A 24836-nucleotide genomic window follows, 5' to 3' on the forward strand; every position below is an offset into this window, starting at 1 on the left:
CCTCCGATGAATCCAGTGACATCAATGGTGAAGAACCCAAAACCTTAGCAGGAACCACCCATGATCAATGAAATCGACACAGTGCTTTATACCGGCAAGACCCACACTACCGGAGGCCGCGACGGCGAGTCGCGAAGCCTGGATGGACGTTTGGACATCAAGCTTTGCGCTCCTGGCACTTCAGGGAGTGGCACCAATCCCGAACAACTGCTGGCTGCAGGTTGGTCGGCCTGCTTCATCGGAGCAATGGGTAAGGCGGCTGCCGTGTTGAAGGTGACCCTGCCGACCGACGTTGCCGTCGATGCAGAAGTGGATCTGGGCAAGACCGAAAACGCCTATTTCCTCCAGGCGCGCCTCAATGTAAGCCTTCCGGGCCTGGATCCTGCTGTCGCACGGGCGGTGGTGGATGCCGCACACCAGACCTGCCCCTACTCCAAAGCGACCCGTGGCAACATCGACGTCGCGATCAATTTGGTTTAACCAGGGCACCCAGTGCGGCCTGCCTCCTGGCAGGCTGTGCTGGAATTTCGGAAACGTCAGTTTTCAGTATGGAATCCTGGAGATTACTGGAGTAAAAAAGACCTTACCTGTCTCAATCCAGAGGATGAGCAAATGGTCATTACTGTCAAAGAGCGCGATGAGCATCAAATGTCTCATGAGGCCAGTAGCGCGGGTGTCAGAATGTGGGATGTATATCAAGGAGATGTGCTTGTAGGCGTCTATCACAGTGAAGAAGATGCGTTGAAGTACAAGGCTTTGCTGGAGAGCGGTCTACTGGATAGCCTCAAAGCACCTCCGAAAAACTAAGATCAACGCAATGAGGAAGCCCAGCCTGGCACTGGGCTTTGTCAGACATTTTCGCGCCAGCGACGCGCCTGAACGATCAAGGCTGGCGCACAGTGCAACACGACCATCCGAGTCGCAATTATCGTGCCTTACGCGCCCCCAATTCGCGTTCCCGGATGAGCTTCTTGTCGATCTTCCCGACGCTGGTTTTAGGTATCTCGGCGACGAACTTGAACTGCTTGGGGATCGCCCATTTGTTGATGCGGCCACGCTCGACAAACGTCTGCAGGTGCGCCTCCAGGATCTTGCGGTCGAGATACTGCCCCTGCTCGCACACCACCAGAGCCATGGGTCGCTCACCCCATTGCTCGTCCGCAATGCCCACGACCGCGACCGACAGGACAGCCGCGTGCTCGCTGATCAGACTCTCCAGTTCCAGGGAGCTGATCCACTCCCCACCGGTCTTGATCACGTCCTTGATTCGATCCTTGATTTCCACCCCTCCCAAAGTGTCGATAGAAGCCATGTCGCCGGTGTGCAACCATCCGTTGTGCCAAAGCTCGGCGCCCTTTTCAGGGTCCTTCAAATAGCCTTGAGTCAGCCAGGGGGCGCGCACGACGATTTCCCCCAAAGACTCACCGTCGTGAGGAACGTCATTGCCACTGGCATCGATGATTTTCAGATCGACCATCGGCACCGGCATTCCGGTCTTGATGCGAATGGCTAACTGGGTTTGCGTGGATAATTCCAGCTCCTCATCACGCAGGTACGTCGTGCAAAGCAACGGACAGGTTTCCGACATGCCGTACCCGCTGTGCACGCGAATACCTTTTGCGCTTGCCTCACTGGCAATGCCCAGCGTCAGGGCGCTGCCGCCCAGGAGCATTTTCCAGCCATCGAAACGGGTCTGCGCGGCTTCCTCGCAGCCCAGGATCATTTGCAGAATCGTCGGCACGCAGTGGGAGAACGTAACGTTCTCTTCTCGAAACAGCCTGACCAGACTGTTGGGCTCGTAGCGACCGGGGTACACCTGCTTGAGCCCCATCAGGGTGGCGACATAGGGCACTCCCCAGGCGTGCACGTGAAACATCGGCGTGATGGGCATGTAAACATCATCGGAACGCAACAGCGGCAAACCTTGATAAACGCCTAGCGTGCCCACGGCGTTCAAGGTGTGCAGCACCAATTGACGGTGAGTGAAATACACCCCTTTAGGGGTTCCGGTGGTCCCGGTGGTGTAAAAAAGGGTCGCCACTGAGTTTTCATCAAAGTCGGGGAAGTCGTACTGCGCCGCCGCCTGGGACAGCAGTTCTTCATACTCCCCCAACACCGGTAGCGAGGTGTCGCTCGCCGTGTCGTCAGTCAGTTGCAGGTAACCTTTGACGGTACTGAGCTGTCCCTGAATCTGCTCGATCAAGGGCAGGAAATCATCATGCACCAGGACCAGATCATCCTCGGCGTGGTTCATGGTGTAGGCCACCTGATCCGCCGACAGTCGAATGTTCACCGTGTGCAACACCGCGCCGATCATTGGCACGGCAAAGAAGCATTCCAGATAACGATGGCTGTCCCAGTCGAGCAGCGCCACCGTATCCCCCGCCTTGACGCCGGCAGCCGTCAGGGCGTTGGCCAGTTTGCGAATCCGCTGGTTGAGGGTCTGGTAGCTGTAGCGCAGTTTGTCGGAATAAACGATCTCCCTGCCAGGTTCGTAGCGTACCCCTGACAGCAACAGTTGCTTGATCAGTAAGGGATAGGCGTAAGCGCCGTGGGCGGGAGGAATAATTTTTGTCGCCATCATGGTTGGGGGATCCTTGTCCTTTCGATCAGAAGTGCGCTGCTTCCAGCTCATATAGGCATTCGCTGCCGGCCTTGGCCGAAGCGCTCAACGAGTGAATGCGCGGCAGCAGACGAGCGAAGTAGAAGCGTGCGGTGCCCAGTTTGCTGACGTAGAAGTCATCCTCGGCCTGTTTGTCCTTGGCCGTTTTGGCCATCAGTGCCCACATGTAGGCATACGCGGTGTAGCCGAACACCTGCAGGTACTCGACCGAGGCCGCACCGATTTCATTCGGATTGTTCTGTGCCCGATCCAGCAACCACGCGGTCAGCTCGTCGAGGGTGTCCACGGCGGCGTTCAACGGTTTGCAGAACTCGCCGAGTTCAGCGCTGGCGTTCGCAGTGAAATGGCGAATTTCGGCGGCGAACAGACGGTAGAGCGCCCCGCCGCTGCCAACGATCTTGCGCCCGGCCAGGTCCAATGACTGGATGCCGTTGGTGCCTTCATAGATCTGCGTGATCCGCACGTCACGTACCAGTTGTTCCTGCCCCCACTCACGGATGTAGCCATGGCCGCCGAAAATCATCTGCCCGTGCAGGGTGGTTTCCAGCCCCATGTCGGTGAGAAATGCCTTGGCAACCGGGGTCAGCAAGGACACCAGCTCTTGCGCGCGCAGGCGGGTTGGCGCGTCTTCGCTGTATTTGGCAGTGTCCAGTTGCAGGGCCACGTAGCTGGAAAATGCGCGCCCGCCCTCGTTCAGGGCTTTCATGGTCAGCAGCATGCGACGCACGTCCGGGTGCACGATGATCGGATCGGCGGCCTTGTCCTTGTTCTGCGCGCCCGTCGGCGAACGGCTTTGCAGGCGGTCACGGGCATATTCGACGGCGCTCTGATAGGAGCGCTCGCCCTGCGCCAGCCCCTGAATACCCACGCCCAGACGCTCGTAGTTCATCATGGTAAACATCGCCGCCAGGCCCTTGTTCGGCGCGTCGACGATCCAGCCGGTGGCCTGATCAAAGTTCATCACGCAGGTGGCGGACGCCTTGATGCCCATCTTGTGTTCGATGGAACCGCAGGACAGCGAGTTGTTTTCGCCTAGGGACCCGTCGGCATTGACCAGCACCTTGGGTACTAAAAACAGTGAAATGCCCTTGGGGCCGGCGGGCGCATCCGGCAGTCTGGCCAGCACCAGGTGAATGATGTTTTCGGTCAGGTCGTGCTCACCGCCGGTGATGAAAATCTTGCTGCCGCTTATCGTGTAACTGCCGTCAGCCGCAGGCTCGGCTCTGGTGCGAATCAGGCCCAGGTCGGTGCCGGCATGAGCCTCGGTCAAGCACATTGAGCCGCTCCAGACACCGGCATACAGGTTCGGCAAATAACGCTCCTTGAGCGCCTGGCTGGCATGGGCATTGATCGACAGGCACGCACCGGCGGTCAGCATCGGGTACAGGCCGAAAGACAGGCTGGCTGAATTGACCATCTCCTCGACCTGGGCCGAAATGGCCTTGGGCATGCCCATGCCACCGAACTGCGGGTCGCCACCTACACCCACCCAACCGCCTTCGGCAAACGCTTGGTACGCCGCGACAAAACCCTCCGGGGCTTTGACCGTGCCGTTGCTCCATGTGCAACCTTGCTCGTCACCGCTGCGGTTCAGCGGAGCGACTACGGCGGCACTGATCTTGCCAGCCTCTTCAAGGATCGCGGCAGCCGTCTCTTCATCGATCACCTCGGACAATCCGGGCAGTTGGGCCCAAAGCCTGGACACCTCAAAGACTTCATTGAGTACGAAGCGCATGTCGCGCAGGGGGGCTTTGTAATCAGACATGGTTGGCTTACTCAGACAGTGTGAGGGCATGACGCATGCCCGGTTTTTTGGCGTTGTCGGTCTCGCTGGCGCGCACCACCGGCTCATCCGGGGCAGTACGATGGCTCAGCGCGGGCCCGCGCAACAGGAAGTACGACAGAGCAGGAATGAGGATCAGTGCCCCGAGCATGTTCCACAGGAACATGAAGGTCAGCAGGATGCCCATGTCCGCCTGAAACTTGATCGGCGACCAGACCCAGCACACAACCCCGGCCGCCAGAGTGATGCCTACCAGGCCTACCACCCGGCCGGTAAACGACACGGCGTTGCGGTAGGCCTGAGCCAGCGGCAGGCCCTGACGCTGGAAATGCAACTGCACGCTGAGCAGGTACAACGCGTAGTCCACACCGATCCCCACGCCCAGTGCGATCACCGGCAGGGTCGCCACCTTCACGCCGATGCCCATGACCACCATCAACGCCTCGCAGAGGATCGAGGTCAGCACCAGTGGCAGCAAGGCCACCAACGTGGCGCGCCAGCTGCGAAAGGTGATCAGGCAGAACAGCGTCACCGCCGCGTAGACATAAAGCAGCATGGTGCGATTGGCCTCGCGCACCACAATGTTGGTCGCCGCTTCGATGCCGGCGGTTCCGGCCGCCAGCAGGAACTGGCGATCATCGCTGCTGTTTTCCCGGGCGAAGGTGTCGGCGATCCCTACCACCGCGTCCAGGGTCTCGGCCTTGTGGTCCTTGAGAAAGGCAATCACCGGCATCAGTGAGCAGTCGGTATTGAACAACTCTGGAGAGTTGACCGAGGCTTGCTGCGCGGCATAGTTCAAGACGTCCTGGTTGCGCTGAATACTGTTGAGCTTGGGGTTGCCCTCATAGGTCCCCGCTGTGATCTGGCGCACGGCATTGACCAGCGAAGCGGTCGCCTGCACACCCGGAGACTGCTGCAGCTCCCAGGCCAGACGGTCGGCGAGGATCAGCGTCTTGTAGTTCAGGCAGCCTTCGGGCGGTGTCTTGATCATCACCGCGAACAGGTCGCTGGATAACGCGTAGTGACGGGTGATGTAGGCGTTGTCACGGTTATAGCGAGAATCAGCACGCAACTCCGGTGCACCACTCTCCAGGTCGCCGATCTTCAGGTGCAGGCTGATCATGAAGCCGCCGATGCCCATCAGCACCGCGACCAATACCGCACCCGTGGCCCACTTGGCCGTGGTGAAGCGGTCGAGCAAGTCCCACAGCTTGCCAAAGCCCTTGTGCCCGTACGCACGGGTGTCGATTTTCAGTGCACGCTCGGCAGCCTTGGCACCGACGCCGACATAAGACAGCGCAACCGGCATCAGCAACAGCGAGGTAAAGATCAACACCGCGACACCGATACTGGCGGTGATGGCCAGGTCTTGAATCACCGGTATGTCGATCAGCATCAGCACCGCGAACCCGACTGCGTCGGCCAGCAGCGCGGTGACGCCGGCAATGAATAGACGGCGAAAGGTGTAGCGTGCGGCAATCAGCTTGTGGGTGCCACGGGCGATGTCCTGCATGATGCCGTTCATCTTCTGCGCCGCGTGGGACACACCGATGGCGAAGATCAAAAAAGGCACCAACACCGAATATGGATCAATGGCATAGCCCAGCCAGGCGACGATGCCCAGTTGCCAGACCACCGCGACCAGCGAGCAGCCAACCACCAGCAGCGTGCTGCGCACACAGCGGGTGTAGAGATAGATGATGACCAGTGAAGTGACCACGGCCAGACCGAAAAACATCATGACCTGAATCAAACCGTCAATCAGGTCACCCATCAGTTTGGCGAAACCGATCACCCGGACCTTGTACTGGCCCTTGCCCTCCTCTCCGGCCTTGCGTGCGGCGCTGTCGCCAGCGAATTCGATCTTGTCGCGTAACTGCTCTTCGAGTAACCGCGAGAACTGGTGGTAGTTGATGCCCTGGCCAGTGGCCGAGGTCTTGTCCAGCAGCGGTACGATCAGCATGCTCGACTTGAAGTCACTGGCCACCAGGCTGCCGACGACTCCGGCGCGACTGATGTTCTGGCGCAGTTGTTCGATGTCTGCGGGCGAGCCCTGATAGGTACCGGGCATCACCGGGCCACCCTGAAAACCTTCCTCGGTGACTTCGGTCCAGCGCACGCCCGGGCTCCACAGCGATTTCATCCAGGCCCGGTCAACGCCTTCGGTGATGAACAGCTGGTCGTTGACCTGCTTGAGTACTTCCAGGTAGCCGGGGTCGAAAATATCGCCTTGCGTGTTCTCGACCACCACCCGCACCGAGTTACCCAGACCGCGCAACGACTGGCGATTCTCCAGGTAGTTCTGGATGTACGGCTGGCTCTGGGGAATCATTTTTTCGAAACTGGGCCGCAGCTCCAGACGCGTCACCGCCATATAACCCAGCAGCACGGTGACCAGTGCCATCAGCAACATGAACAGTGGGCGGTAGTTGAACACCAGCCGCTCCAACAGGTTGCCGGAATGGCGGTCGAAGTCCCGCAGGTCACGGATCACCGGCATGGTGTCTTGCTTGATATTGCCCATGTCTGGGTACTCGCTCTAATTGTTCGAGGTCTTATTCGCCAGCCAGTGCATGCGCACCACGGCTACCCACCACCACCCGCGAACCATTGGCTGCCAGGGTGGCACCGGCCACGGGTGACAGATCCTGCTGCGGCAAGCGTTGCAGCCGTGTGCTGTCCGTTTGACTGAGCAACGTATGTCCGGCTTGGGTAAACAGCTCGTACTGACCCTGGGGATTAACGATGGCGGCCGTGATGCTGACGTGCAGGCCACTCGTGAGCGGGCTCCAGTGCTCGCCGCCATCGGTGCTGCGCAACACATTGCCGCGCAGGCCGTAGACGATCACTTCACCGGGCTTGCCGATAACCCCGAAGAAACTGCCCTGATAAGGTGTCTGCAAGGCCCCGAAACGCTGCCGGGCTTCATCCCACTTGAGCAACAGCCCCTGCTCGCCGGCGATGTACAGACCGTCGCCGGTCGAGGCGATGGCATTGAGGTGAAAGCCTTGCGGGTTGTCGGTGCGATCCTGAAAAGGTGTCCAGCTCTGGCCACCGTCTTCGGTGCGCAGGATCAGGTTGAACACACCGACCACATAGCCAAGCTTGTCGTTGGCGAACCACACATCGAGGAACGGCTTGTCGGCGCCTTCTGCGGCCAGACGCTGACCTTCAGCGACCCGTAATGGCCATTGCTCGTTGGCCGGCTCGGCAGTGGCCAGTGCGGTGTAATGCTTGATCAGCAAGTCACCGATCTGGCGACCGTCCAGTTGCTTGCGCCAGGTGGCGCCAGCATCGCTGCTATGCAGCACCACGCCATCGTTACCGACCGCCCAGCCCTGTGTGGCTGAAGGAAAAAACACCGCACTTAGATCACTGCTGAGCGGGACGCTGGCCTGCGTCCATTGGTTGCCAGCGTCATCGGAATAAAGAATATGACCACGCTGCCCCACAGTGACCAGACGCTCACCGGCACGAGCGATGCCAACCAAGGGGCTACGCACGGCCCACGCACTCGGCGTGGCCGGCAGATCCAGCACATCCACGTAACTGGCCGCGTGAGCGCCACCCTGCACCAGCGCCAGCATCGAAAACAGCAGCGCCAGTTCGAACTTTTTCAAGAAACCCATACCGCACCTTCCAGGAAAACGACACCGCGAAGCACATGAGGTGCAACCCGGTGTCGGAGTCGGTAACCCAAGACGAACAGCGTTCGCGCCGCCCCTCTTCCAATTACTCTGCCGGGGCACTACGACCCGTTACCCCGGACATCTTTCATCGGGTGCTTAGCGAATCCCGGCCCCTGCCAGGGCATCCGGCGCCCACTGCACTTTCGACAGTGTTTCGATGTACTTGATGCCGCCGTACGGGCCCACGATGCCGTTGATGTTGTAGTTGCCACCCACCAGGTCGTAAATCATGAAAGGCGAGGTATCGGGGGTCTGCTTGTCGTAGCTTTGGCTGAGGAAAGTGAAGGCGCCACGGTAGAGCTTGCCGCTCGAGTCGTATTGATCGGAGGCCAAAGCGATCCAGCTGTCTTCATCCAGGTAGAAACGGCGCGTGTGGTAGATGTGTCGCGCACCGGGCTTGAGCGTGGCTTCCACGACCCAGACACGGTGTTTCTCCCAGCGCACGTAGTCGGGGGCAATGTGGTTGGGGGTCGTCAGCGACTTGGCCTGGTCAGCGTAAGTCAGCTTGTAGGTGTTGTAGGGCACGATCATTTCCTGCTTGCCCTTAAGCTTCCAGTCGTAGCGATCCAACGCGCCCATAAAGACGAAGGTATCGTCATAGGTATTGGCACCGGCAGTACCAGGGTTGGGCGTGTCATAGGCCAGGTCCGGCGCCAGCTTGACCCGACGCTGACCGGGCAAGTATTGCCAGGCCTTGCGTGGCTGAGTCAGTGGGTCGGCAGAATCCTTGAGCATGATCGCCTCTCCCGCACGGCGCGCAGGACCGGTGTAATACAGCTTCATCTGGTAAAAAATGTCAGTGCTGGCAACCAGCTTTGACATGTTTTCGTAGATCGGATAATTCATGAACGCCACCGCTGTGGTGGACAGTGTCGGTACCCCCGCAGCGTCTACGTTCCAGGAGTCATACTTGGTGTTGATATTGGTCCCCAGGTAGCGCAACAGGTGGTTCCACATGGCCTCACTGCCCGACTGCGGGATCGGGAACGGTACGCCAGGCAGTACGTTATCGATGGCCAGGCCGCCGTTGAGGCTCTTGGCATCGGTGGCGTTTTTCAGCGTGTTGGCCAACACCGCCTGGGGTAGCGAGACAGTACGGTGGGTCGGATACACATCGATCCGGTAAGTGGGGTAACGCTTGGCCAGTTCCACCGTGGTGGCGGTCAACAGCCCCTTGTACTGATCGACGTTTTTGCCATCGATGACCAGCAGCGGTTTTTCGTCGGCAAAGGGGTCGGGACGCATACTGTCACCGGGTTTGAAACTGGCTGGCGGTGTTGTCAGTCCGCCTTTATAGGCTGGAATCGAGCCGTCGGCGTTACCCGCCATCTCGGCGCCTACACCGGTAAGGTTGGTGCCCAACCTGGCCGCTTCCTGAGCCGATACGCCCGCCTGGGCCTGGCCGGCAATGACGGCCGCCAGAGAAACTGCCAGCACGCTACTTAGGAATCTCATCTGAATTCTCTCCACTTGTTTTTGTAATCTGAGCGTTAATCAGAAGGTGGTTTTGAACGAGGCAGTGACCATCCCGCGGTCCTTCAGCAAAGGCGACAGGCCTGCTTGCGAAGTGATCTGACCGGGGATGCACTGGTACAGGCCATTGGCTCCAGGGGTGTTGTTATCAAACCCGCTTTCACAGGTATCGAAAGGACCAAAGGAGTCGACGTACTTCAGGTCGAGCTTGTACTTCTGATAGACGTCGGCAGCGATGCCTACGGAGTAGCTGCCGGCATCTTCGTTGCCGCCCAGCTGCACCGCCGAATTGCCCTTGAGGCCAACGTTGTAGGACACCGGCATGGACATATCGACACCCGGGAAGACCTGGAACCAGGTTGGCGCGAAGTTGGCCGCGAGGGTGTAAGCATTGGTATCAACCTTGTCGACGCCCCTGTAGCTGGAGTCGCCCTTAAAGGTCTGCTTGCCCTTGTCGACGCTGACCAGATGGGTCAAGGAGCCTTCAACCGCCAGTGAGGAGGCATCCCACAACGGGGTCTTGCCAAAGGTCATCAGGCCGTTGAGTACGGCATGGAACGTCTTGCCACGGGCCAGCCCGGTTTCACCCTTGCCCGGTATGGCACCGATAATGTTGGCGCCGTTGATCAGGCCCGCACCCGCTTGTGCATTCAGGGTCGAGTTGACGGTGCTGAAGTTGCTCACCAGCGGCATATTTTCGCGGTAGTTCAGGTCAAGACCGACGCTGACCGGCCCCACACTTTTCGACAGGCTGATGCCGTAGATGTCGATGTCATCGGCATAGGCGGCCATGTACTCAACGCCTTGCAACCCCGCCAAACCTGGCTGGTGCAAGTTAGGTGCGTTGATCAGCACCGCGGGCATCGGGTCCGAGGTGTTGCGGTAGTAGAAGCCCAGGGTGCCGTCCAGCCATTCCGGGCTCCACTTGGCCATCAGCCCGAAGTCGCCAGAATTGCGCGGTTTGACATCATGCCCGCGCGGTGCGGCGAAATAGGCACCGGCCCCGCCAAGCAGCGTCGGCAAGGGCAGCCAGAACACGTCGGCCCCCTCGCCCAGCATGTCGTAGCCGCCCATGTAAGTCCCGCCCTCAGGCAGACGGGAATTCTGGAATTCCAGGAAGTACTGCGCGCCCAGCGTCAGTTCCGGGTTGACCGTGAACGACACGGAGAGCTGGTTACGCGGCAGGAACAGCTCTTTGGTTTCAGTGCCCGGTACGTTGTACAGCTTGGCAATGTCGAGGGCCGATTGGCCGTAGTTGATGCCGTTGGCCGCGTTGAACAGGGTCTCACCCCAGTACACGTTGTGCTTGCCAAGCTTGGCGCTCAGCATCGACTCATCACCGATTTCAGTGCTGTAGAACACAAAGGCATCGAGGATTTCGCCGGACGGCCCGTTGTAATACCGATCGGTATAACTGCTCAGCCCATGCTTGCTTGCCGTGTGGCCATTCAGCGAGTCGCCCGGCTGAATCAAACCGCCGTTTGCAGGACGAGCCGCCACCAGGTTACCCGCATTGCCCGCCTGCCCCGGGAAAGGGTTGGAGTTGGAACCTACGTGGTCATAGGCATGGTCATACCAACTCGCGCCACTGACACGAAAGCCCATTTTTCCCTGGTAGACCACATCCAGCTCGCTCAGCAGATCGACCCGCTGGCTCACTGCACTGCCGACGCCAAAGTTCTTGTCGCCGTCGTTGAGGTTGGAGGTGTTGGCGATCTTCGAGTTCTGGCCTTCGACCCGCTGGCCATAGCTTGCCTTAAGGGTGTTATCGAAACGTACAGCCCAATCTTCACTGCCATCGGTGAGTTCGAAAGCATAGGCGCAAGGCATGGAGGCCAGCAGAATGGCCGTGGCGAGCAGGCTGCGATGAAAAGAGCTGTGACTTGTTGTGTTGCGCATTACGTTGTCTCCGTTTTTTTTGTTTTTTTTGTTCTAACAACGGCTCACACCCGGGTAAGGCGGCGATGCGAGTGTCTTTCCGGCACCTTTACTCAAGTGCTGACTTGCGATTCTCCAGGGTGACGTGAAGCCAGGCTCGTCGCGCCTAGCGATCCAGCGTGCGGATAAAGGCTTCAGCCTGCGGCCATTCGCCGTAACCGGCGGCCGGGTTGAGATGGCCTACAGCGCCGAGATTGACCAGTTCACTGCCCCAGTCGCGGGCCATTTGGGTCACCGCCTCCAGGCTGGCAAGGTGATCGTTGGTGCTGGCGGCCACCAGGCTGCGGAACGGCAGCGGGCCTTGGGGTAGAGGATCCCAACCCTGGGTACGCAGGGTCTGGGGGGATGGGTAGCCTTGCGGCCAGTTGGCATCGAGATCCGGTGGCGCGGCCAGCAGAGCGCCCTTGATCGGGCGACTGTGCCGCGCAGCCCAGTGCGCGACCATCAACACGCCGGCACTGTGGGCCACCAGAATCACCGGCCCTTCGATCTGCTCCAGCTCGTGCTGGATCGCCTGGACCCGGGCGCAGCAGTCGAGCTTGTCGGTTTCAAGCGGTGGCACACTGCGCACCTTGCACAGCCTGGCCTCAAGCAACGTTTGCCAATGCTCGGCAACGTGCTCGCGCAGGCCCGGTACGATCAGAACGGTTGCGGCAGTTTGCAGTTTGTCCACGTCAACACCTTCGCTTTCTCGATGACTCGACTGGCTCTATCGCCAGAAGCTTTTTGTAGTGCCGACATTAAAGAGCGCCCACACGAGGCGCTTTTCATTGGACGTCAGTCGCTTTTCTTTTGATGACAGATTTCCAGGCATTACCATGCCGCGGCCATGGGTCGAAAAACACCGCAGGTCCTCCCAAGGTCACTGTAATCAATGGGTGAGAGTCGATTAATCCATGAGGCGGCGGTGATTCAGGACAGAACCGGGTGCACACCATCGATGACGTCACAACTGTTCAATTGACGATGTGCTGGATATAGTCGCCACGCTCATGTCCATCGCAACCGGCCCAGGAAAGACCTTCGCATGACCAAGCTTGTTCGCGCCGCCGTCTTGACCAACTACCTGGAGGTCACCCAGTACCTGGGGTTCAACCCGCGCGATTTACTGGCTGCCGTCGGCCTGAGCAAGGCCCAGCTGCAAGCCCCTGAACACCGTATCCCCATCGATGCCGCCGTGCGTTTGCTGGAGGATTCGGCCGCCGCCAGCGGCTGCCAGAGCTTCGGCCTGAGCATGGCCGAGTCGCGCCAGCTCTCGGACTTCGGTGTGGTCAGCCTGCTGCTCAGCCACCAGCGCACGCTGCGTGATGCCTTGCAGGTCGTGGTGCATTACCGTCATCTGATGAACGATTCGCTGGCCATCTTCATTGAAGAGGCCGGCAAGATGGTGATCATTCGTGAGGAGGTGGTCACCGAATCACCGATGCCCTGCCGACAAGCCACTGAGCTGGCAATCGGGGTGATGTTCCGCCTGTGTGCCGCTCTACTCGGCACACACTGGCATCCCTACAGCGTCAACTTCACGCACCAGCCCCCCGACAACCTGCAACTGCATCGTCGCCTGTTCGGCTGCAATCTGGAGTTCGGCAGCGAGTTCAATGGCATTGTCTGTTCCGACGCCAGCCTCGACATGACCAACCCCCATGCCGACCCGGCCATGGCTCGCTACGCCCAGAGTTACCTCGACTCGCTGCTGAGCCACGAAGGCCCCTCGATGCTGTTCGAGGTACGCAAAGCCATCTACCTGCTGTTGCCGATGGGGCGCGCCACCATCGAGCAAATCGCCCAGACCCAGGGCATGAACGTTCGGACCCTGCAGCGCCGCCTCAAAGACGACGGCTGCGCCTTCAACGACCTGATCAACGACGTGCGCCGCGATTTGGTGCTGCGCTACCTGGAAAACCCGAATTACTCGCTGGGCCGCATTGCCGACATGCTCGGCTACTCCATGGCGAGTTCCTTCACACGCTGGTTCATCACCCAGTTCGGCATGCCGCCCGCCGCGTGGCGCAGCGCACAAAAGCACGCCGCCAAAGCACCGCTGGACCTGACCACCCTGCCCTGCTCCAGCGAACCCTGAACCGAACGAAACAGACGCGGGGGATTACAAAAAAAAGCGGCGACTGCTGGTACAGTCGCCGCGAAAGAGCCGGTGTCCATGACACCGGCCCAAAAGCCTGTGGCGAGGGAGCTTGCTCCCTCGCCACCGGTTTTGTGCGCTTACAGCCCCCAATGCAGCAACAGCAGCACCAGCACGACAAGGAACACCGTCTCCCCCACCATCAGCAGGATGGGCTTGATGCCGACTGCCGCCAGCTCCTTGAGTTGGGTCTTCATACCCAGGGCGCTGATGGAGACCACCAGGCACCAGCGCGACAACTCGTTGACCGAGCCCTGCACCACGGGAGCGATCCACCCGGTACTGTTGATACAGGCCAGAATCAGAAAACCGACGGCGAACCACGGCAGCAGCGGCGGTCGTTTGCCCTCCGTGTCGGCGCCCTGCATACGGGTGATCATGGTGGCGCAGACGATCACCGGCAGCAGCATGGCGACCCGCATCAACTTGACCACGGTGGCTATGTCGCCGGTCTCGGTCGACATGCTGTAACCGGCACCGACCACCTGGGCGACATCGTGGATGGTGGCGCCCAGGAACACGCCGGCCACTTGTGGTGACAATGACAGCCAGTTGGCAATCATCGGATAAAGGATCATCGCCGTGGTGGACAGCGCCGACACCCCAATGACGGTGAACAGCGTGGCACGCTCTTTCTGCGGATGATTGGGCAACGCCGCCGCCAGCGCCAGCGCCGCAGAGGCGCCACAGATCGCGGTTGCCCCACCGGTGAGCATGCCGAACAAACGCTGAAAACCCAGCGCCTTGGCCGCGACCACCGAGACGCCAATCGTCACCACCACCAGAATCACCACCAGGGCCACAGGCTTCCAGCCAAGTGCAGCAATCTGTTCGAGGGTGATGCGCATGCCCAGCAGGGCCACGCCGATGCGCAATACGGTGCGTGCCGTGAACTCGATGCCGGCCTTGCACGCGCCCTCGCTGGCGAGGAAGTTCAGCGCCATGCCCAGCAGCAAGGCAAACAGCATGACCGGCGCACCGTAATGCTCGGACAGAAAGGAGGCTGCCGCCGCAACAATCAGACTGACGATGAAACCCGGCGCCAATTCGCGCGTTCGGCTATGGATATGGGTGAGAGCGATGGCGCTCATGGCGCGGACTCCTCAGAAACGATGATGAATGCCTGGCCGCCGACAACCTCGACCGGGTAGTTGGCGACTTTGAGTTGGGTTGAATTGAGCAAGTAGCCGCTGCGTAGATCGAAGCGCAGGCCATGGGCGCAGCATTGAATCACCCTCCCCTCAAGGCGGCCTCCGCACAGCGAGGCGCCCTGGTGCGGGCAACTGTCGTCGATGGCAAACAGGTCACCCTCGACGTTGAACAACGCCAGGCTTTTGCCTTCGAATTCAACCAGCGCACGGCCACCCACCTGCGGGAGTTTTCCGGCGGGCACGGGTACACGCCGACTCATGCCGGGAGCCGCGCGCGATGGCTATCGAGCAAGGCTTCGCACATGGCGTCAAACAGCGCCTCGGCAGGCTGCGCGCCTACCACCGTCAGACGACGGTCGAACTGAAAACAGGGCACACCGCTGCCAGCCCCCGCATCATTGTCATTGCTGACAAAGGGACGAGCGTCGCCTTGCAGGCAATCAGCCAGGTCGCCCGCGTCGAAGCCGCAGGATTGGGCGATGGTGATCAAGGTCTCACGGCAACCCAGGTCCTCGCCGTACTGGAAGTAGGCGGCGAACAGGCGCTCGAGCAAGGCATCGCGCTGGGCTGTGTTGCCAGGCACGCTGGCATGCTCCAACAGACGATGGGCGTCAGCGGTGTTGGGCATTGTGGCGATGCGGCTCAGGTCGATGGGCACCCCCACCGCCTCGGCGGCCTGCTGCACCTGGGCCTGGCGCATGCGTACGGCTTCGGCACTGCCCAGACGCTTGAGATAGAACTCGGCAAAGGGTTCACCCTGTACCGCCAGTTGTGGCAGCAACTGCACCCCGTGCCACACCGTAGTGATTTCCACCTCCGGTTGCTGTATGCGCAGCAACTCCTGCGCACGTTCCATTTGGCGCTTGCCGATCAGGCACCAGGGGCAGATGAAATCGAAGAACACATCAATACGTAAACGACCACTCACGCCTTCACCTCTAACACAGCTTCACTAATCGAATCGTTGACACGCTCGCCCTTAAGCCGGGCGATATCCTTGTGGTAATGGCACTTGGCGTAAAAGAACACCGCCGCTGCCGCGATGCTGACCAGTGGCACCAACTGGAAGGCGGCCTGCAAGCCGATCACATCGGACACCTTGCCGGTGATGAATGGCCCAGGGGCCAACCCGAGCAGGTTGTTGGCCAGGGTCAGCGTGGCAAAGGCCGTGCCGTGGACTGAATAATGGGTCAGGTTGGCAACCATCGCCCCGGCAGGTCCGGTGGTGCCGGCGGCAATCAGCATGCCCAGGCAGATCAGCGCCAGTTGCGCAGGCCCTGCCGGCAAGGCGAAAGCCGCCGACAGCAACAGGCAACTGCCCAGGCAAAAAGCGATGGCCAGGGCGACCTTGCGCTCCGGCGAGTGGAGACACAGTCGGTCGCTGAGCATGCCGCACAGAATCATCCCCGCACCGCTGCACAGCACGATGATCGCCGCGACGCCACCGGCCTTGTCCGTCGTCATGTCGTAATAACGATTGAGGTAACTGGGCATCCACACAATCACGGTGCCACCGACAAACAGTTGCAAGCCACTGCCAATATAGGCCGCGACCACTGAACGGCTGGAACACAACGTGCGTAACGGCCGCTTGACCGCTGCAGCCGCCTTGTTCGCGGCGAGGGCGGCGCGTTGGGGGGCGATGCGCGCCTCCTTGACGATGATCGGGTAAAGCACTGCCAGCAGCAGGCCGAACAGCGCCATGCCGGCGAACGACCAGCGCCAGCCCAGCTTAGCCGCTATTACACCGCCCAACGCCATGCCCAATACCGAACCGAACATGCCGCCCGCCATGAAAGCACTGGCCAGCGTTGCACGCATGTGTTTGGGAAAGACCGAAATCACCACCGCGACGCCGACACTGCCATAGGCCGCCTCGCCGACACCCACCATGAAGCGGGCAATAAACATCTGCTGGTAGTCCTGCGCCAACGCGCAGCCCAGGGTGGCGATGCTCCACAACAGGGCCATCAGCGCCAGGCTTTTTACCCGACCGAAGCGATCAGCCATCAACGACAGGGGAAATGTCAGCAGGCCAACCATCAAGGCGACAATGCCACTGAGCAGGCCAAGCTGGCCGTCGCTCAGGGCCCACTCGCCCTTGAGCATCGGGAACACCGCGTTCAGCACCTGGCGCGACATGTAATCGGAAATCAACAGGCCGAACGTCAGTGCGAAGACGATCCAGGCATATTTGCGCGCAACAACGACACCACTGGAGTCGTCATCGTCTGCGACGATTGGGTGTAAGGCCATGCAGCCTCCTCAAAGCTTTGTTTTATTTTTGTTATCAAGCGTGTTGCAGTGCAGCGAGCGAGAGGCCATCGACCTCCCGCCTGGGCCACTCGGTCAGCCGCGTTGCGGCACACCTTTCTGTCCAGCCTTGCGGTTGGGGGCCATACCGTTGGCCAACAGGGTTTCTTCGATACTCTGGTACTGCACACCGATGCGGTAGATCTCACGCGCCTCTTTGCCGGTGGCGATTGCGCGACCCAGTTCATGGGCCACACGTACGGTTTGCTCGATCTGGGCAACCGAGCCGAAACGATCGCCCTTGTGATCAATGATTGTGTCTTCATTGCCCACGCGCGGGTGCATGCCCATGGCCATTGACATGGTGTTGAACGGCAGCACGTTCTTGAGCAGCGACTCGGAGGTCAGGGTGCAGCCGTCCGGTGCGCGGTGGATGAAGTTGAAGAAGTTGAACGGATTAGGGCCGTCGAAACCACCGCCGATACCGATCCAGGTCAGGTTCAACGGCCCCTTGTAGACGCCCCTGCGTACCAGGCGCTCAAGGGTTTCCATGGCGTGCATGCCGGTCAACTGGAAGTGCGGCTGAATGCCGTTGTCCATCAGACGCTTAAGGTGCTCCGCGACCCAGGCTGGACCTGCCGGTACGGTCATCTCGCTGTAAGCGGCCTGATAGGCCGGGTTAGCCAGGGACGTGCCTTCCAGGTATTCCGGATACAGCAGTTCCATGATGTTCATCTGGGTGGTGTTGATGGCCACCGTGACCTGATCCGGTTTTGGCGTCAGCTCAGCCAGCATGTGGCGAGTATCGTCGGACAGCCACTTGGCGGCTTCGCCATCGCTTTCCGGCGCGAAGGAAATCGAGCCACCGACCTGGATGATCATGTCCGGCACGGCTTCCCGTACGCCGGCGATCAACTCGTTGAACTTGGACAGACGCTTGGAGCCCTTGCCGTCCAGCTCGCGCACATGCAGGTGCAAGACCGTGGCACCCGCCTTATAACAATCGACCGCCTTCTGCACTTGCTCATCCATGGTCAGCGGGATGTCTTCGGGGAAGTCTTCCGGCATCCACTCGGGGCCATACGGGGCCACGGTGATGACCACCTTTTCCATGTTTTCCGGGTGCAAGGAATCGTCGAAGAATTGCATGAGTTACTCCTTTTATTATCATTGTCCGTCCACTCCGGGCGTTGCCGGGGGACGTGTGTACGAGTGCGAATGCAGAAACGGTTGATCAGTAAGTCCTGTCGCCGATGATCCCGGCGCGATCCATCTTGCGATGGCACGGCGGGTAATCCATGACGGCGTAATGCTGGGCACTGCGGTTGTCCCAGATGGCGATGCTGTTGGGCTTCCAGCGCCAGCGCACTTGATACTCGGGGATGTACGCCTGGCTGATCAGGTAACGCAGCAGCTCACTTGCGCCGGGGTTGGCGTCCTGGCCGAAGCGCACCCGCTCAGGAGTGTGGTAGTTACTGATGTGAGTGGCGAAGGCGTTGACGAACAGCACCTTCTCCCCGGTTTCCGGGTGAGTGCGCACCACCGGATGCTCGGCGTCCGGGTACATCGCCCTCAGTGCCAGACGCTTTTCGATCGGCATGGCCGCACCGAAGCTGGCTTCGATGCTGTGGCGGGAGCGCAGGTCGGCAATCTTCACCTTCACGTCTTCCGGCAAACGCGCGTAGGCCTCGACCATGTTGGCCCACATGGTGTCGCCGCCCACCGGCGGGCACTCTACGCAACGCAGCACGCAGCCCATCGGCGGGGCTTCACGCCAGGTGGCATCGCTGTGCCAGGAGTTTTCATAGCGGTCCGTCGGCTGGTCCGGGTTCTTGTAGATGCGCACCAGCCCTGGATGATCCGGGTCGCTGCCGGCCACCGGATGATCTTCCAGCTCGCCGAAACGACGGGCGAAGGCCACGTGCTCGGCGCGGGTGATGTCCTGGTCGCGCAAAAACACCACGCGATGCTTGAGCAACTGGGCGCGGATCTCGGCAAACAGACCGTCGTCATGCACCGCGTCGGCAAGGTTGACGCCGATCAGCTCCGCGCCAATGCTGCAGGTCAATTGTTCGACTTTCATGGCAGACGACTCCCTTAAATGACGAAAATCGACGAGCCCGTGGTCTTGCGTGACTCCAGGTCACGATGGGCCTGGACTGCATCCTGCAAGGCATAGTGCTGGTTAATCTCGATCTTGATTCGACCGCTGCCGACGTGGTCGAACAGTTCGCCAGCCAGCGCTGCTTTCTCAACCGGATCGGCGATGTAGTCGGCCAAGGCCGGGCGGGTCATGAACAGCGAGCCCTTCATCGCCAGCAGTACCGGATCGAAGGCCGGGATCGGGCCGGACGCCGTGCCGACGCACACCATCAGTCCGCGGCGCTTGAGCGAATCCAGGGAGCCCATGAAGGTATTCTTGCCGACACTGTCGAACACCACGTTGACACCCACGCCGTCAGTCAATTCGCGAACGCGCTTGGCGACGTCTTCGTGGCTGTAGTTGATGACATGGTCGCAGCCATGAGCCCGGGCAATTTCGGCCTTGGCCTCGGTGGACACGGTGCCGATGACCGTCAGGCCGAGCAGCTTGGCCCACTGCGAGACGATCAGGCCGACGCCACCGGCGGCGGCATGCAGCAGTATGCTGTCGCCGGCCTTGAAGTCGTAAATGCGTCGCATCAGGTACGACGACGTCAGGCCGCGCATGGTCATGGCCGCGGCGGTCTCGAAACTGATGGTTTCCGGCAGTTTGATCAGCGGCGCGGCCGGGATCAAACGCTCGGTGCTGTAGGCTCCCAGGGTGTTGAGAAAGCCGGTGTAGGTGACGCGATCACCCACTTGTACGTTGGTAACCCCCTCGCCAATGGCCTGGACCACACCGGAAGCCTCAACCCCCATGCCGTTGGGCATCGGGATCGGGTAGGTGCCATTGCGAAAGTAGGTGTCGGCATAGTTCAGGCCGACCGCCACATGGCGGAGACGAACCTGACCCGGCCCGGGATCGCCGACCTCGACCTCCTCATAGCGAAGGACTTCGGGACCACCGGTTTCGTAGAAGCGTATGGCTTTGGCCATGTTTTATTATTCTCCAATCTGCAAGGTTGGCGTGCTGCGTCGATTTGCGCTGATTGGACTGTAGGTTGCAGGTCGATGAGACGCTTCTCATCAGACGACAATGGCTTTTCATTTCATGACAGGCAGTACGCCTGCGTGCGGTGCATCGTTCCGGCAGAGGCGCCTGAACACAAGGGCTCGCACAAGACCTGCGGTGGGTGACTTATCCAGTGCCTCTCGATACCCTTGCGCTCCTCGGCGCCTGACAGTGTTCCAGGTCATTCCACACTCCATCCAAACGAGCATGTCATGAAATCCCCTGCCGGCTTGCTGCTGACGGGTATAGAGCTGGACCGTGCCAGCTCCATTCCCCTTTACCGTCAACTCTATTTGCAGATTCGCAAACAGATTCTGTCCGGACGGCTTCAAGGGGGCGTGCGCTTGCCATCGACCCGGACCTTGAGCAAAGAGCTTGCGCTGTCGCGGATCACCCTCCTCAATGCCTTCGATCAGCTGATTGCCGAAGGCTTTCTGGCGTCGCGGACCGGGGCCGGTACCTATGTGGGCAATGAGTGGGAAAGCCGTGGTATTGCCGACGATCAGCGGCAGCGCCAGCCTCCTCGCCTGTCCAATCTGAGCCAGTCCATGCTGTCTCTGCGCAGCAATCATTTTCGAGGGGTTTCCTATTCCGGCTGGGACCCCGCAAGCCCCACCTCGTTCCTGCCCAGCCACAGCGCTTACGACGCGTTCCCGCAACCTGTCTGGAAGCGTCTGATGAACCGCCACCTGCACAAGCCGACCAAGGCCATGCTTGGCTACGGCGAACTGCAAGGGTATCTGGCCCTGCGCACAGCGATTGCCGACTACGTCTTTGATGCCCGGGGTATCGACTGCAGTGCCGAGCAAGTGGTGATCGTTTCCGGCGCCCAGCAAGCCTTCAACCTGGTGGGCATGTTGTTGCTCAATCCGCAGGACAGTGTGTGGATGGAGGATCCGGGGCATATCGCGGCGCGAATTGCGCTCCAGGCCCAGGGAGCCCGGGTGGTCCCATTGCGTATTGATGAACAGGGGATCGATATCCGCCAAGGCCTGGCCGAGTGCCCTGACGCCCGCCTGGTGTTTACCACGCCGTCGCGCCAGCATCCGTTGGGCGTCACCATGAGTTATGGGCGGCGTCAGGCGCTCATCGACTGGGCCGCGCACAACCAGAGCTGGATCATCGAGGACGATTGCGACAGTGAGTTTCGCTACAGCGGTCGCCTCCTCCCCGCGCTCTATGCCATGGACCCGTTGGCTCGAGTGATCTACGTCGGGACGTTCAGCAAAGTCCTTTTCCCCTCCCTGAGACTGGGCTACGTGATACTGCCGCCGGCGTTGGTCGAACCGTTCTGCACCCTGCGGGCGGTCATGGATCGCAGCCCGCCTACGCTCCTGCAGGCCACAACTGCGGACTTCATGCGCGAAGGCCACTTCCTCGGCCATATCCGCCGCATGCGTACGCTGTACCAGGCCCGTCAGGCAGCACTGGTTAAGCAACTGCAACAGCGTCTGGGCAGTTTCTTCACCCTCACCCCGGTAGAAGCCGGCATGCACCTGATCGCGTGGCTGCCACCCGAGCTCGATGACGGCGCCATCGCCAAGGAACTGGCCCGGCACAATATTCACACCTATGCCCTGAGCGACTACTGTCTTGAGCATGTCCTGCCACCTGCTCTATTGATCGGTTTTGCCGGCACGCCAGAGGACAAGGCCGAGGAGCGCGTCGAAGCACTGGCTCAGGCGCTGATCAAAATGGGGCACCTGCGCCAGGACCCCGTCAGGTGAGCAGAGTGGTCTTATCATTTAAATAATAATGGATCTATCGAGAGTTCCTGTCTGGCGCGATAAAGGCTGCGCCGGTAGACCCGGTGTCTGAACCAGGAATGACTCGAATGAACAATAATATCCAAGAACGATTCAATGCCTTGCTGAGCCACAAGGCTGTCGAAGCCGGGGCACCTCCCGCACTGACTGAAGCACTGGCCCGTCAGCTGCTCGAGCGCCTCGGCCAGTTGCGCTTGTTTGCCCATGCCTATCCCCTGCTGACCAACCTCACCCATGGTCGCGTCACGCCGGCCGACCTGTTGGACTTCGCCTATCGCCACGAGCTGCAGGGTCTGAGCCTGCACCTGCTCGACGGCGAGAAAAACAGCCTGAGTCAAATGACACCCACGCAGCTTCAGGCGTTTGCTGACAAAGCCAATGCGCTGGGGCTGGACGTACACCTGGAAATCAGCAGCACACTGAAAAAAGATGTCGATCAGGTGATCGCCATAGCCAAGACCCTGGGGGTGCGCAACATCCGCGTTTACTCACGCTACGAGGGAACGCTGTCTCGGGTCATGGACGTGATCGAGTCAGACCTGCATTACCTCGCGCAGCAGGCAGACGAGCATGACCTGTTCTTCGACTTCGAGCAGCATGAGGAACTCAAGAGCGCCGAGATCGCGCAACTGCTGAACCGCCTCAACCACCCCCGACTGCATGCATTGTTCGACTTCGGCAACATGATCAATGCCTGCGAACAGCCTATGCAGGCGCTCCGTACTTTGGCGCCGCACATACGCCAGACCCACCTCAAGGGTGTGCGCATCGTCCCCGAGCAAAACGGATTCGGCCATTACGGCGTGCTGCAGGGCTGTGACGAAGACGATCTGCCCAACGCACGCATGTTGTTCGAACTGCTGATGCTCGGCGATTCAACTCCGCAAGTGATCGCGTTCATCCTTGAGCAGGAAAATCACTACGTTGCCCCGGCGTTCCGCCAGACCTTTGAGGCCGCCGACCCGTTCATTGCGTACCGGGAAATGAGTGAAACGGCGCTGCCAGGCGGCTACTCACTTGAGCGAATGTTGGCCGATGAACACCGCTGGGCGAACAACCAGGTCGCCTATGTACGAAGCCTGCTGGCCGAGTTCCGAACCCTGGCCGAGTTGACCCTGGACAACCGCGCTAACGGCTGAACCTGACGTGACAACCGGCACTGCTTACCCAATTACGCCTGGAGAACAATAATGACAACTCATGACAAGGCCAAATGGCTCAGATTCCTGATTCTCATCCTCGGTGGGGGCACCATTTACAAGCTGGCGAACCTCAAGGACGCCTTCTATGTACCCATGCAAGAATTCATGGGGTTGACCCACACTGAAATCGGCCTGCTGCTGAGCGCCAACGCCATCATCGCCACTGCGCTGTTTGTCGTAGGCGGTCTGCTCGCGGACCGTTTCGACACACGCAAGCTAATTCCCATCGGTCTGCTCGGCACCGGTAGCCTGGGGCTCTACCTGGCGACCTTCCCGCCCTTCAGTAATCTGCTGATCGTGTTCAGCCTGCTGGCCGTCTGTGCCGACTGCATCTTCTGGCCCTCGCTGCTCAAAGCCATCCGCAATCTGGGCGACGACAAGGAACAGGGGCGGTTGTTCGGGCTTCTGGAAGGCGGGCGTGGCGTCGTTGATACCGTGGTCGCCTTTTCTGCCCTGGGCGTCTTCGTCGCCATGGGCTCCGGTGAGGCCGGTCTGAAATCGGCGATCCTTTTTTACTCGCTCATCGACATTCTTGCCGGAACGTTGTGCTGGTTCCTGCTCAAGGGCGGCACCACGCAGTCGAACACACAGCCCAAAAACGGCCTGTCCAACCTGCTCGAAGCCATCAAGGTCCCGGGTATCTGGCTGGTCAGCCTCAACGTGTTCATGGTCTATATCGTGTACTGCGGTTTGACCTACTTTATTCCCTACCTCAAGGACATGTACGAACTGCCCGTGGCACTGGTGGGCGCTTACGGCATCATCAATCAGTACTTCCTCAAGATCCTGGGCGGTCCTGCCGGTGGTTTCATTGCCGACAAGCAGTTCAAGAGCACCAGCCGCTATATGAAATGGGCATTCCTGGCTCTACTGCCACTCATGGGCGTGATCATGCTCATCCCTAAAAGCCACGATTTCATCTATGCGGGCATGGCGGCCACCCTCTCCTTCGCGCTCATCGTGTTCTCCATGCGCGGCGTCTTCTGGGCGCCCATGGGTGAAGTCGGCATCCCCCAGCACATCACAGGCTCAGCCTTCGGTATTGGCTGCCTGATCGGTTATGCGCCGGGGATGTTCGCTTACGTCATCTATGGCGCGATCCTCGACCATTTCCCCGGCCAGCAAGGCTACAACTACGTCTTCAGCTTAATGAGTCTGTTGGCCATTCTTGGGTTCATGATGTCCAGTCTGCTGTATCAGGCCGTCCAGAAAAAATCCACCGCAACCGCCGGGGTTAGCGCAGCGCAAACCTGAACATCGTCCTGATAACCAGGAAGAGGCCTGCGTAATGCCTCTTCCTGGAAAAGTTGCTGCAGGATGAAGGACAGTGGTTTCAGGCTGATCAACCTTGTGCCTTGCCTACGGGAGCGCAAGTCGGCTGAATGTTAAAGACGTCACCCTGAGGGATATGCAACTGACATAAGAAACGCCGGGCCGGATCGGAGTTGGCGCTCCCCGTAAAGACGATCATCCTGGACTCGCGCAATACCTGCCGGCTGAGTTATACCAAGATGAGCATAAGGAAAATGGCAGGGGCGGCTGGATTCGAACCAACGCATGGCAGGATCAAAACCTGCTGCCTTACCGCTTGGCGACGCCCCTGTATCTGTTGCTACGAGTGCCCAGCACCCTCTTCCTGATTGTGCAGCTTGGAGCAACATCGA

Annotated in this window: 20 protein-coding genes and 1 tRNA gene; 6 read left to right on the forward strand and 15 right to left on the reverse strand. The window is 60.0% G+C overall.

Annotated elements, in window-relative coordinates; all coding sequences use genetic code 11:
• Nucleotides 1-60: 60 nt before the first annotated feature.
• Both ACN1C3_RS08940 and ACN1C3_RS08945 read left to right on the forward strand, forming a co-directional pair.
• On the forward strand, nucleotides 61-480 hold the full coding sequence (locus ACN1C3_RS08940; RefSeq protein ID WP_419115446.1) for an organic hydroperoxide resistance protein: 420 nt from the start codon (nucleotides 61-63) through the stop codon (nucleotides 478-480).
• A gap of 132 nt (nucleotides 481-612) precedes the next feature.
• The gene (locus ACN1C3_RS08945; protein WP_419115447.1) at nucleotides 613-807 is read left to right on the forward strand and encodes a hypothetical protein; all 195 of its coding nucleotides are present in this window, start codon (nucleotides 613-615) and stop codon (nucleotides 805-807) included.
• Nucleotides 808-925: 118 nt separating this feature from the next.
• Here ACN1C3_RS08945 and ACN1C3_RS08950 read toward each other — a convergent pair whose 3' ends face one another.
• The 7 genes from ACN1C3_RS08950 to ACN1C3_RS08980 form a co-directional block, all read right to left on the reverse strand.
• Nucleotides 926-2584, reverse strand: a complete 1659-nt coding sequence (locus ACN1C3_RS08950; protein WP_419115448.1) for a fatty acid--CoA ligase — start codon at nucleotides 2582-2584, stop codon at nucleotides 926-928.
• Between the two features lie 25 nt (nucleotides 2585-2609).
• Complete coding sequence (locus tag ACN1C3_RS08955; RefSeq protein ID WP_419115449.1) at nucleotides 2610-4388, reverse strand: acyl-CoA dehydrogenase C-terminal domain-containing protein; 1779 nt, start codon at nucleotides 4386-4388, stop codon at nucleotides 2610-2612.
• A gap of 7 nt (nucleotides 4389-4395) precedes the next feature.
• Entirely contained in the window at nucleotides 4396-6930 is a 2535-nt protein-coding gene (locus ACN1C3_RS08960; protein WP_419115450.1) for an efflux RND transporter permease subunit, read from the reverse strand.
• Nucleotides 6931-6961: 31 nt separating this feature from the next.
• Complete coding sequence (locus ACN1C3_RS08965) at nucleotides 6962-8035, reverse strand: WD40/YVTN/BNR-like repeat-containing protein (RefSeq protein ID WP_419115451.1); 1074 nt, start codon at nucleotides 8033-8035, stop codon at nucleotides 6962-6964.
• A 156-nt stretch (nucleotides 8036-8191) separates the two neighbouring features.
• Nucleotides 8192-9550 (reverse strand): DUF1329 domain-containing protein, encoded by a 1359-nt coding sequence (locus ACN1C3_RS08970; protein ID WP_419115452.1) that lies wholly within the window; start codon nucleotides 9548-9550, stop codon nucleotides 8192-8194.
• A gap of 39 nt (nucleotides 9551-9589) precedes the next feature.
• The gene (locus ACN1C3_RS08975; RefSeq protein ID WP_419115453.1) at nucleotides 9590-11467 is read right to left on the reverse strand and encodes a DUF1302 domain-containing protein; all 1878 of its coding nucleotides are present in this window, start codon (nucleotides 11465-11467) and stop codon (nucleotides 9590-9592) included.
• A 145-nt stretch (nucleotides 11468-11612) separates the two neighbouring features.
• Nucleotides 11613-12179: an RBBP9/YdeN family alpha/beta hydrolase gene (locus tag ACN1C3_RS08980; protein WP_419115454.1), complete on the reverse strand. Its 567-nt coding sequence runs from the start codon at nucleotides 12177-12179 to the stop codon at nucleotides 11613-11615.
• A 354-nt stretch (nucleotides 12180-12533) separates the two neighbouring features.
• Here ACN1C3_RS08980 and ACN1C3_RS08985 point away from each other — a divergent pair, with 354 nt between their 5' ends.
• Nucleotides 12534-13586: an AraC family transcriptional regulator gene (locus tag ACN1C3_RS08985; protein ID WP_419115455.1), complete on the forward strand. Its 1053-nt coding sequence runs from the start codon at nucleotides 12534-12536 to the stop codon at nucleotides 13584-13586.
• A 140-nt stretch (nucleotides 13587-13726) separates the two neighbouring features.
• Here the strand turns inward: ACN1C3_RS08985 and ACN1C3_RS08990 are convergent, their stop codons facing one another.
• From ACN1C3_RS08990 to ACN1C3_RS09020, 7 genes are all read right to left on the reverse strand, one after another.
• Nucleotides 13727-14737 carry a YeiH family protein gene (locus ACN1C3_RS08990; RefSeq protein WP_419115456.1) on the reverse strand — a complete coding sequence of 337 codons (1011 nt, stop codon included), beginning with the start codon at nucleotides 14735-14737 and terminating at the stop codon, nucleotides 13727-13729.
• A complete protein-coding gene (locus tag ACN1C3_RS08995) occupies nucleotides 14734-15057 on the reverse strand; it encodes a Rieske (2Fe-2S) protein (protein WP_419115457.1) in 324 nt (107 codons plus the stop codon). Before ACN1C3_RS08995 ends, ACN1C3_RS08990 begins: the two co-directional genes overlap by 4 nt.
• Nucleotides 15054-15725 carry a DsbA family oxidoreductase gene (locus tag ACN1C3_RS09000; RefSeq protein ID WP_419115458.1) on the reverse strand — a complete coding sequence of 224 codons (672 nt, stop codon included), beginning with the start codon at nucleotides 15723-15725 and terminating at the stop codon, nucleotides 15054-15056. Before ACN1C3_RS09000 ends, ACN1C3_RS08995 begins: the two co-directional genes overlap by 4 nt.
• On the reverse strand, nucleotides 15722-17053 hold the full coding sequence (locus ACN1C3_RS09005; RefSeq protein WP_419115459.1) for an MFS transporter: 1332 nt from the start codon (nucleotides 17051-17053) through the stop codon (nucleotides 15722-15724). Before ACN1C3_RS09005 ends, ACN1C3_RS09000 begins: the two co-directional genes overlap by 4 nt.
• 93 nt (nucleotides 17054-17146) lie before the next feature.
• The gene (locus tag ACN1C3_RS09010) at nucleotides 17147-18199 is read right to left on the reverse strand and encodes a 3-keto-5-aminohexanoate cleavage protein (protein ID WP_419115460.1); all 1053 of its coding nucleotides are present in this window, start codon (nucleotides 18197-18199) and stop codon (nucleotides 17147-17149) included.
• A gap of 85 nt (nucleotides 18200-18284) precedes the next feature.
• The gene (locus tag ACN1C3_RS09015; RefSeq protein ID WP_419115461.1) at nucleotides 18285-19133 is read right to left on the reverse strand and encodes a TauD/TfdA dioxygenase family protein; all 849 of its coding nucleotides are present in this window, start codon (nucleotides 19131-19133) and stop codon (nucleotides 18285-18287) included.
• A gap of 14 nt (nucleotides 19134-19147) precedes the next feature.
• Entirely contained in the window at nucleotides 19148-20128 is a 981-nt protein-coding gene (locus tag ACN1C3_RS09020; RefSeq protein ID WP_419115462.1) for a quinone oxidoreductase family protein, read from the reverse strand.
• A 288-nt stretch (nucleotides 20129-20416) separates the two neighbouring features.
• On the opposite strand from ACN1C3_RS09020, the gene ACN1C3_RS09025 reads away from it, so the two are divergent.
• The 3 genes from ACN1C3_RS09025 to ACN1C3_RS09035 all read left to right on the forward strand — a co-directional run bounded on the left by ACN1C3_RS09025 (nucleotide 20417) and on the right by ACN1C3_RS09035 (nucleotide 24426).
• Nucleotides 20417-21931 (forward strand): PLP-dependent aminotransferase family protein, encoded by a 1515-nt coding sequence (locus ACN1C3_RS09025; protein WP_419115463.1) that lies wholly within the window; start codon nucleotides 20417-20419, stop codon nucleotides 21929-21931.
• Nucleotides 21932-22038: 107 nt separating this feature from the next.
• Nucleotides 22039-23109: a sugar phosphate isomerase/epimerase family protein gene (locus ACN1C3_RS09030; protein ID WP_419115464.1), complete on the forward strand. Its 1071-nt coding sequence runs from the start codon at nucleotides 22039-22041 to the stop codon at nucleotides 23107-23109.
• A 51-nt stretch (nucleotides 23110-23160) separates the two neighbouring features.
• Nucleotides 23161-24426 carry an MFS transporter gene (locus ACN1C3_RS09035; protein ID WP_419115465.1) on the forward strand — a complete coding sequence of 422 codons (1266 nt, stop codon included), beginning with the start codon at nucleotides 23161-23163 and terminating at the stop codon, nucleotides 24424-24426.
• A gap of 273 nt (nucleotides 24427-24699) precedes the next feature.
• On the opposite strand, the gene ACN1C3_RS09040 is transcribed toward ACN1C3_RS09035, so the two are convergent.
• A tRNA-Gln gene (locus tag ACN1C3_RS09040) sits at nucleotides 24700-24774 on the reverse strand.
• Nucleotides 24775-24836: the final 62 nt, after the last annotated feature.

It is taken from the genome of Pseudomonas sp. H11T01, assembly GCF_048515765.1.
Taxonomy (GTDB): Bacteria; Pseudomonadota; Gammaproteobacteria; order Pseudomonadales; family Pseudomonadaceae; genus Aquipseudomonas.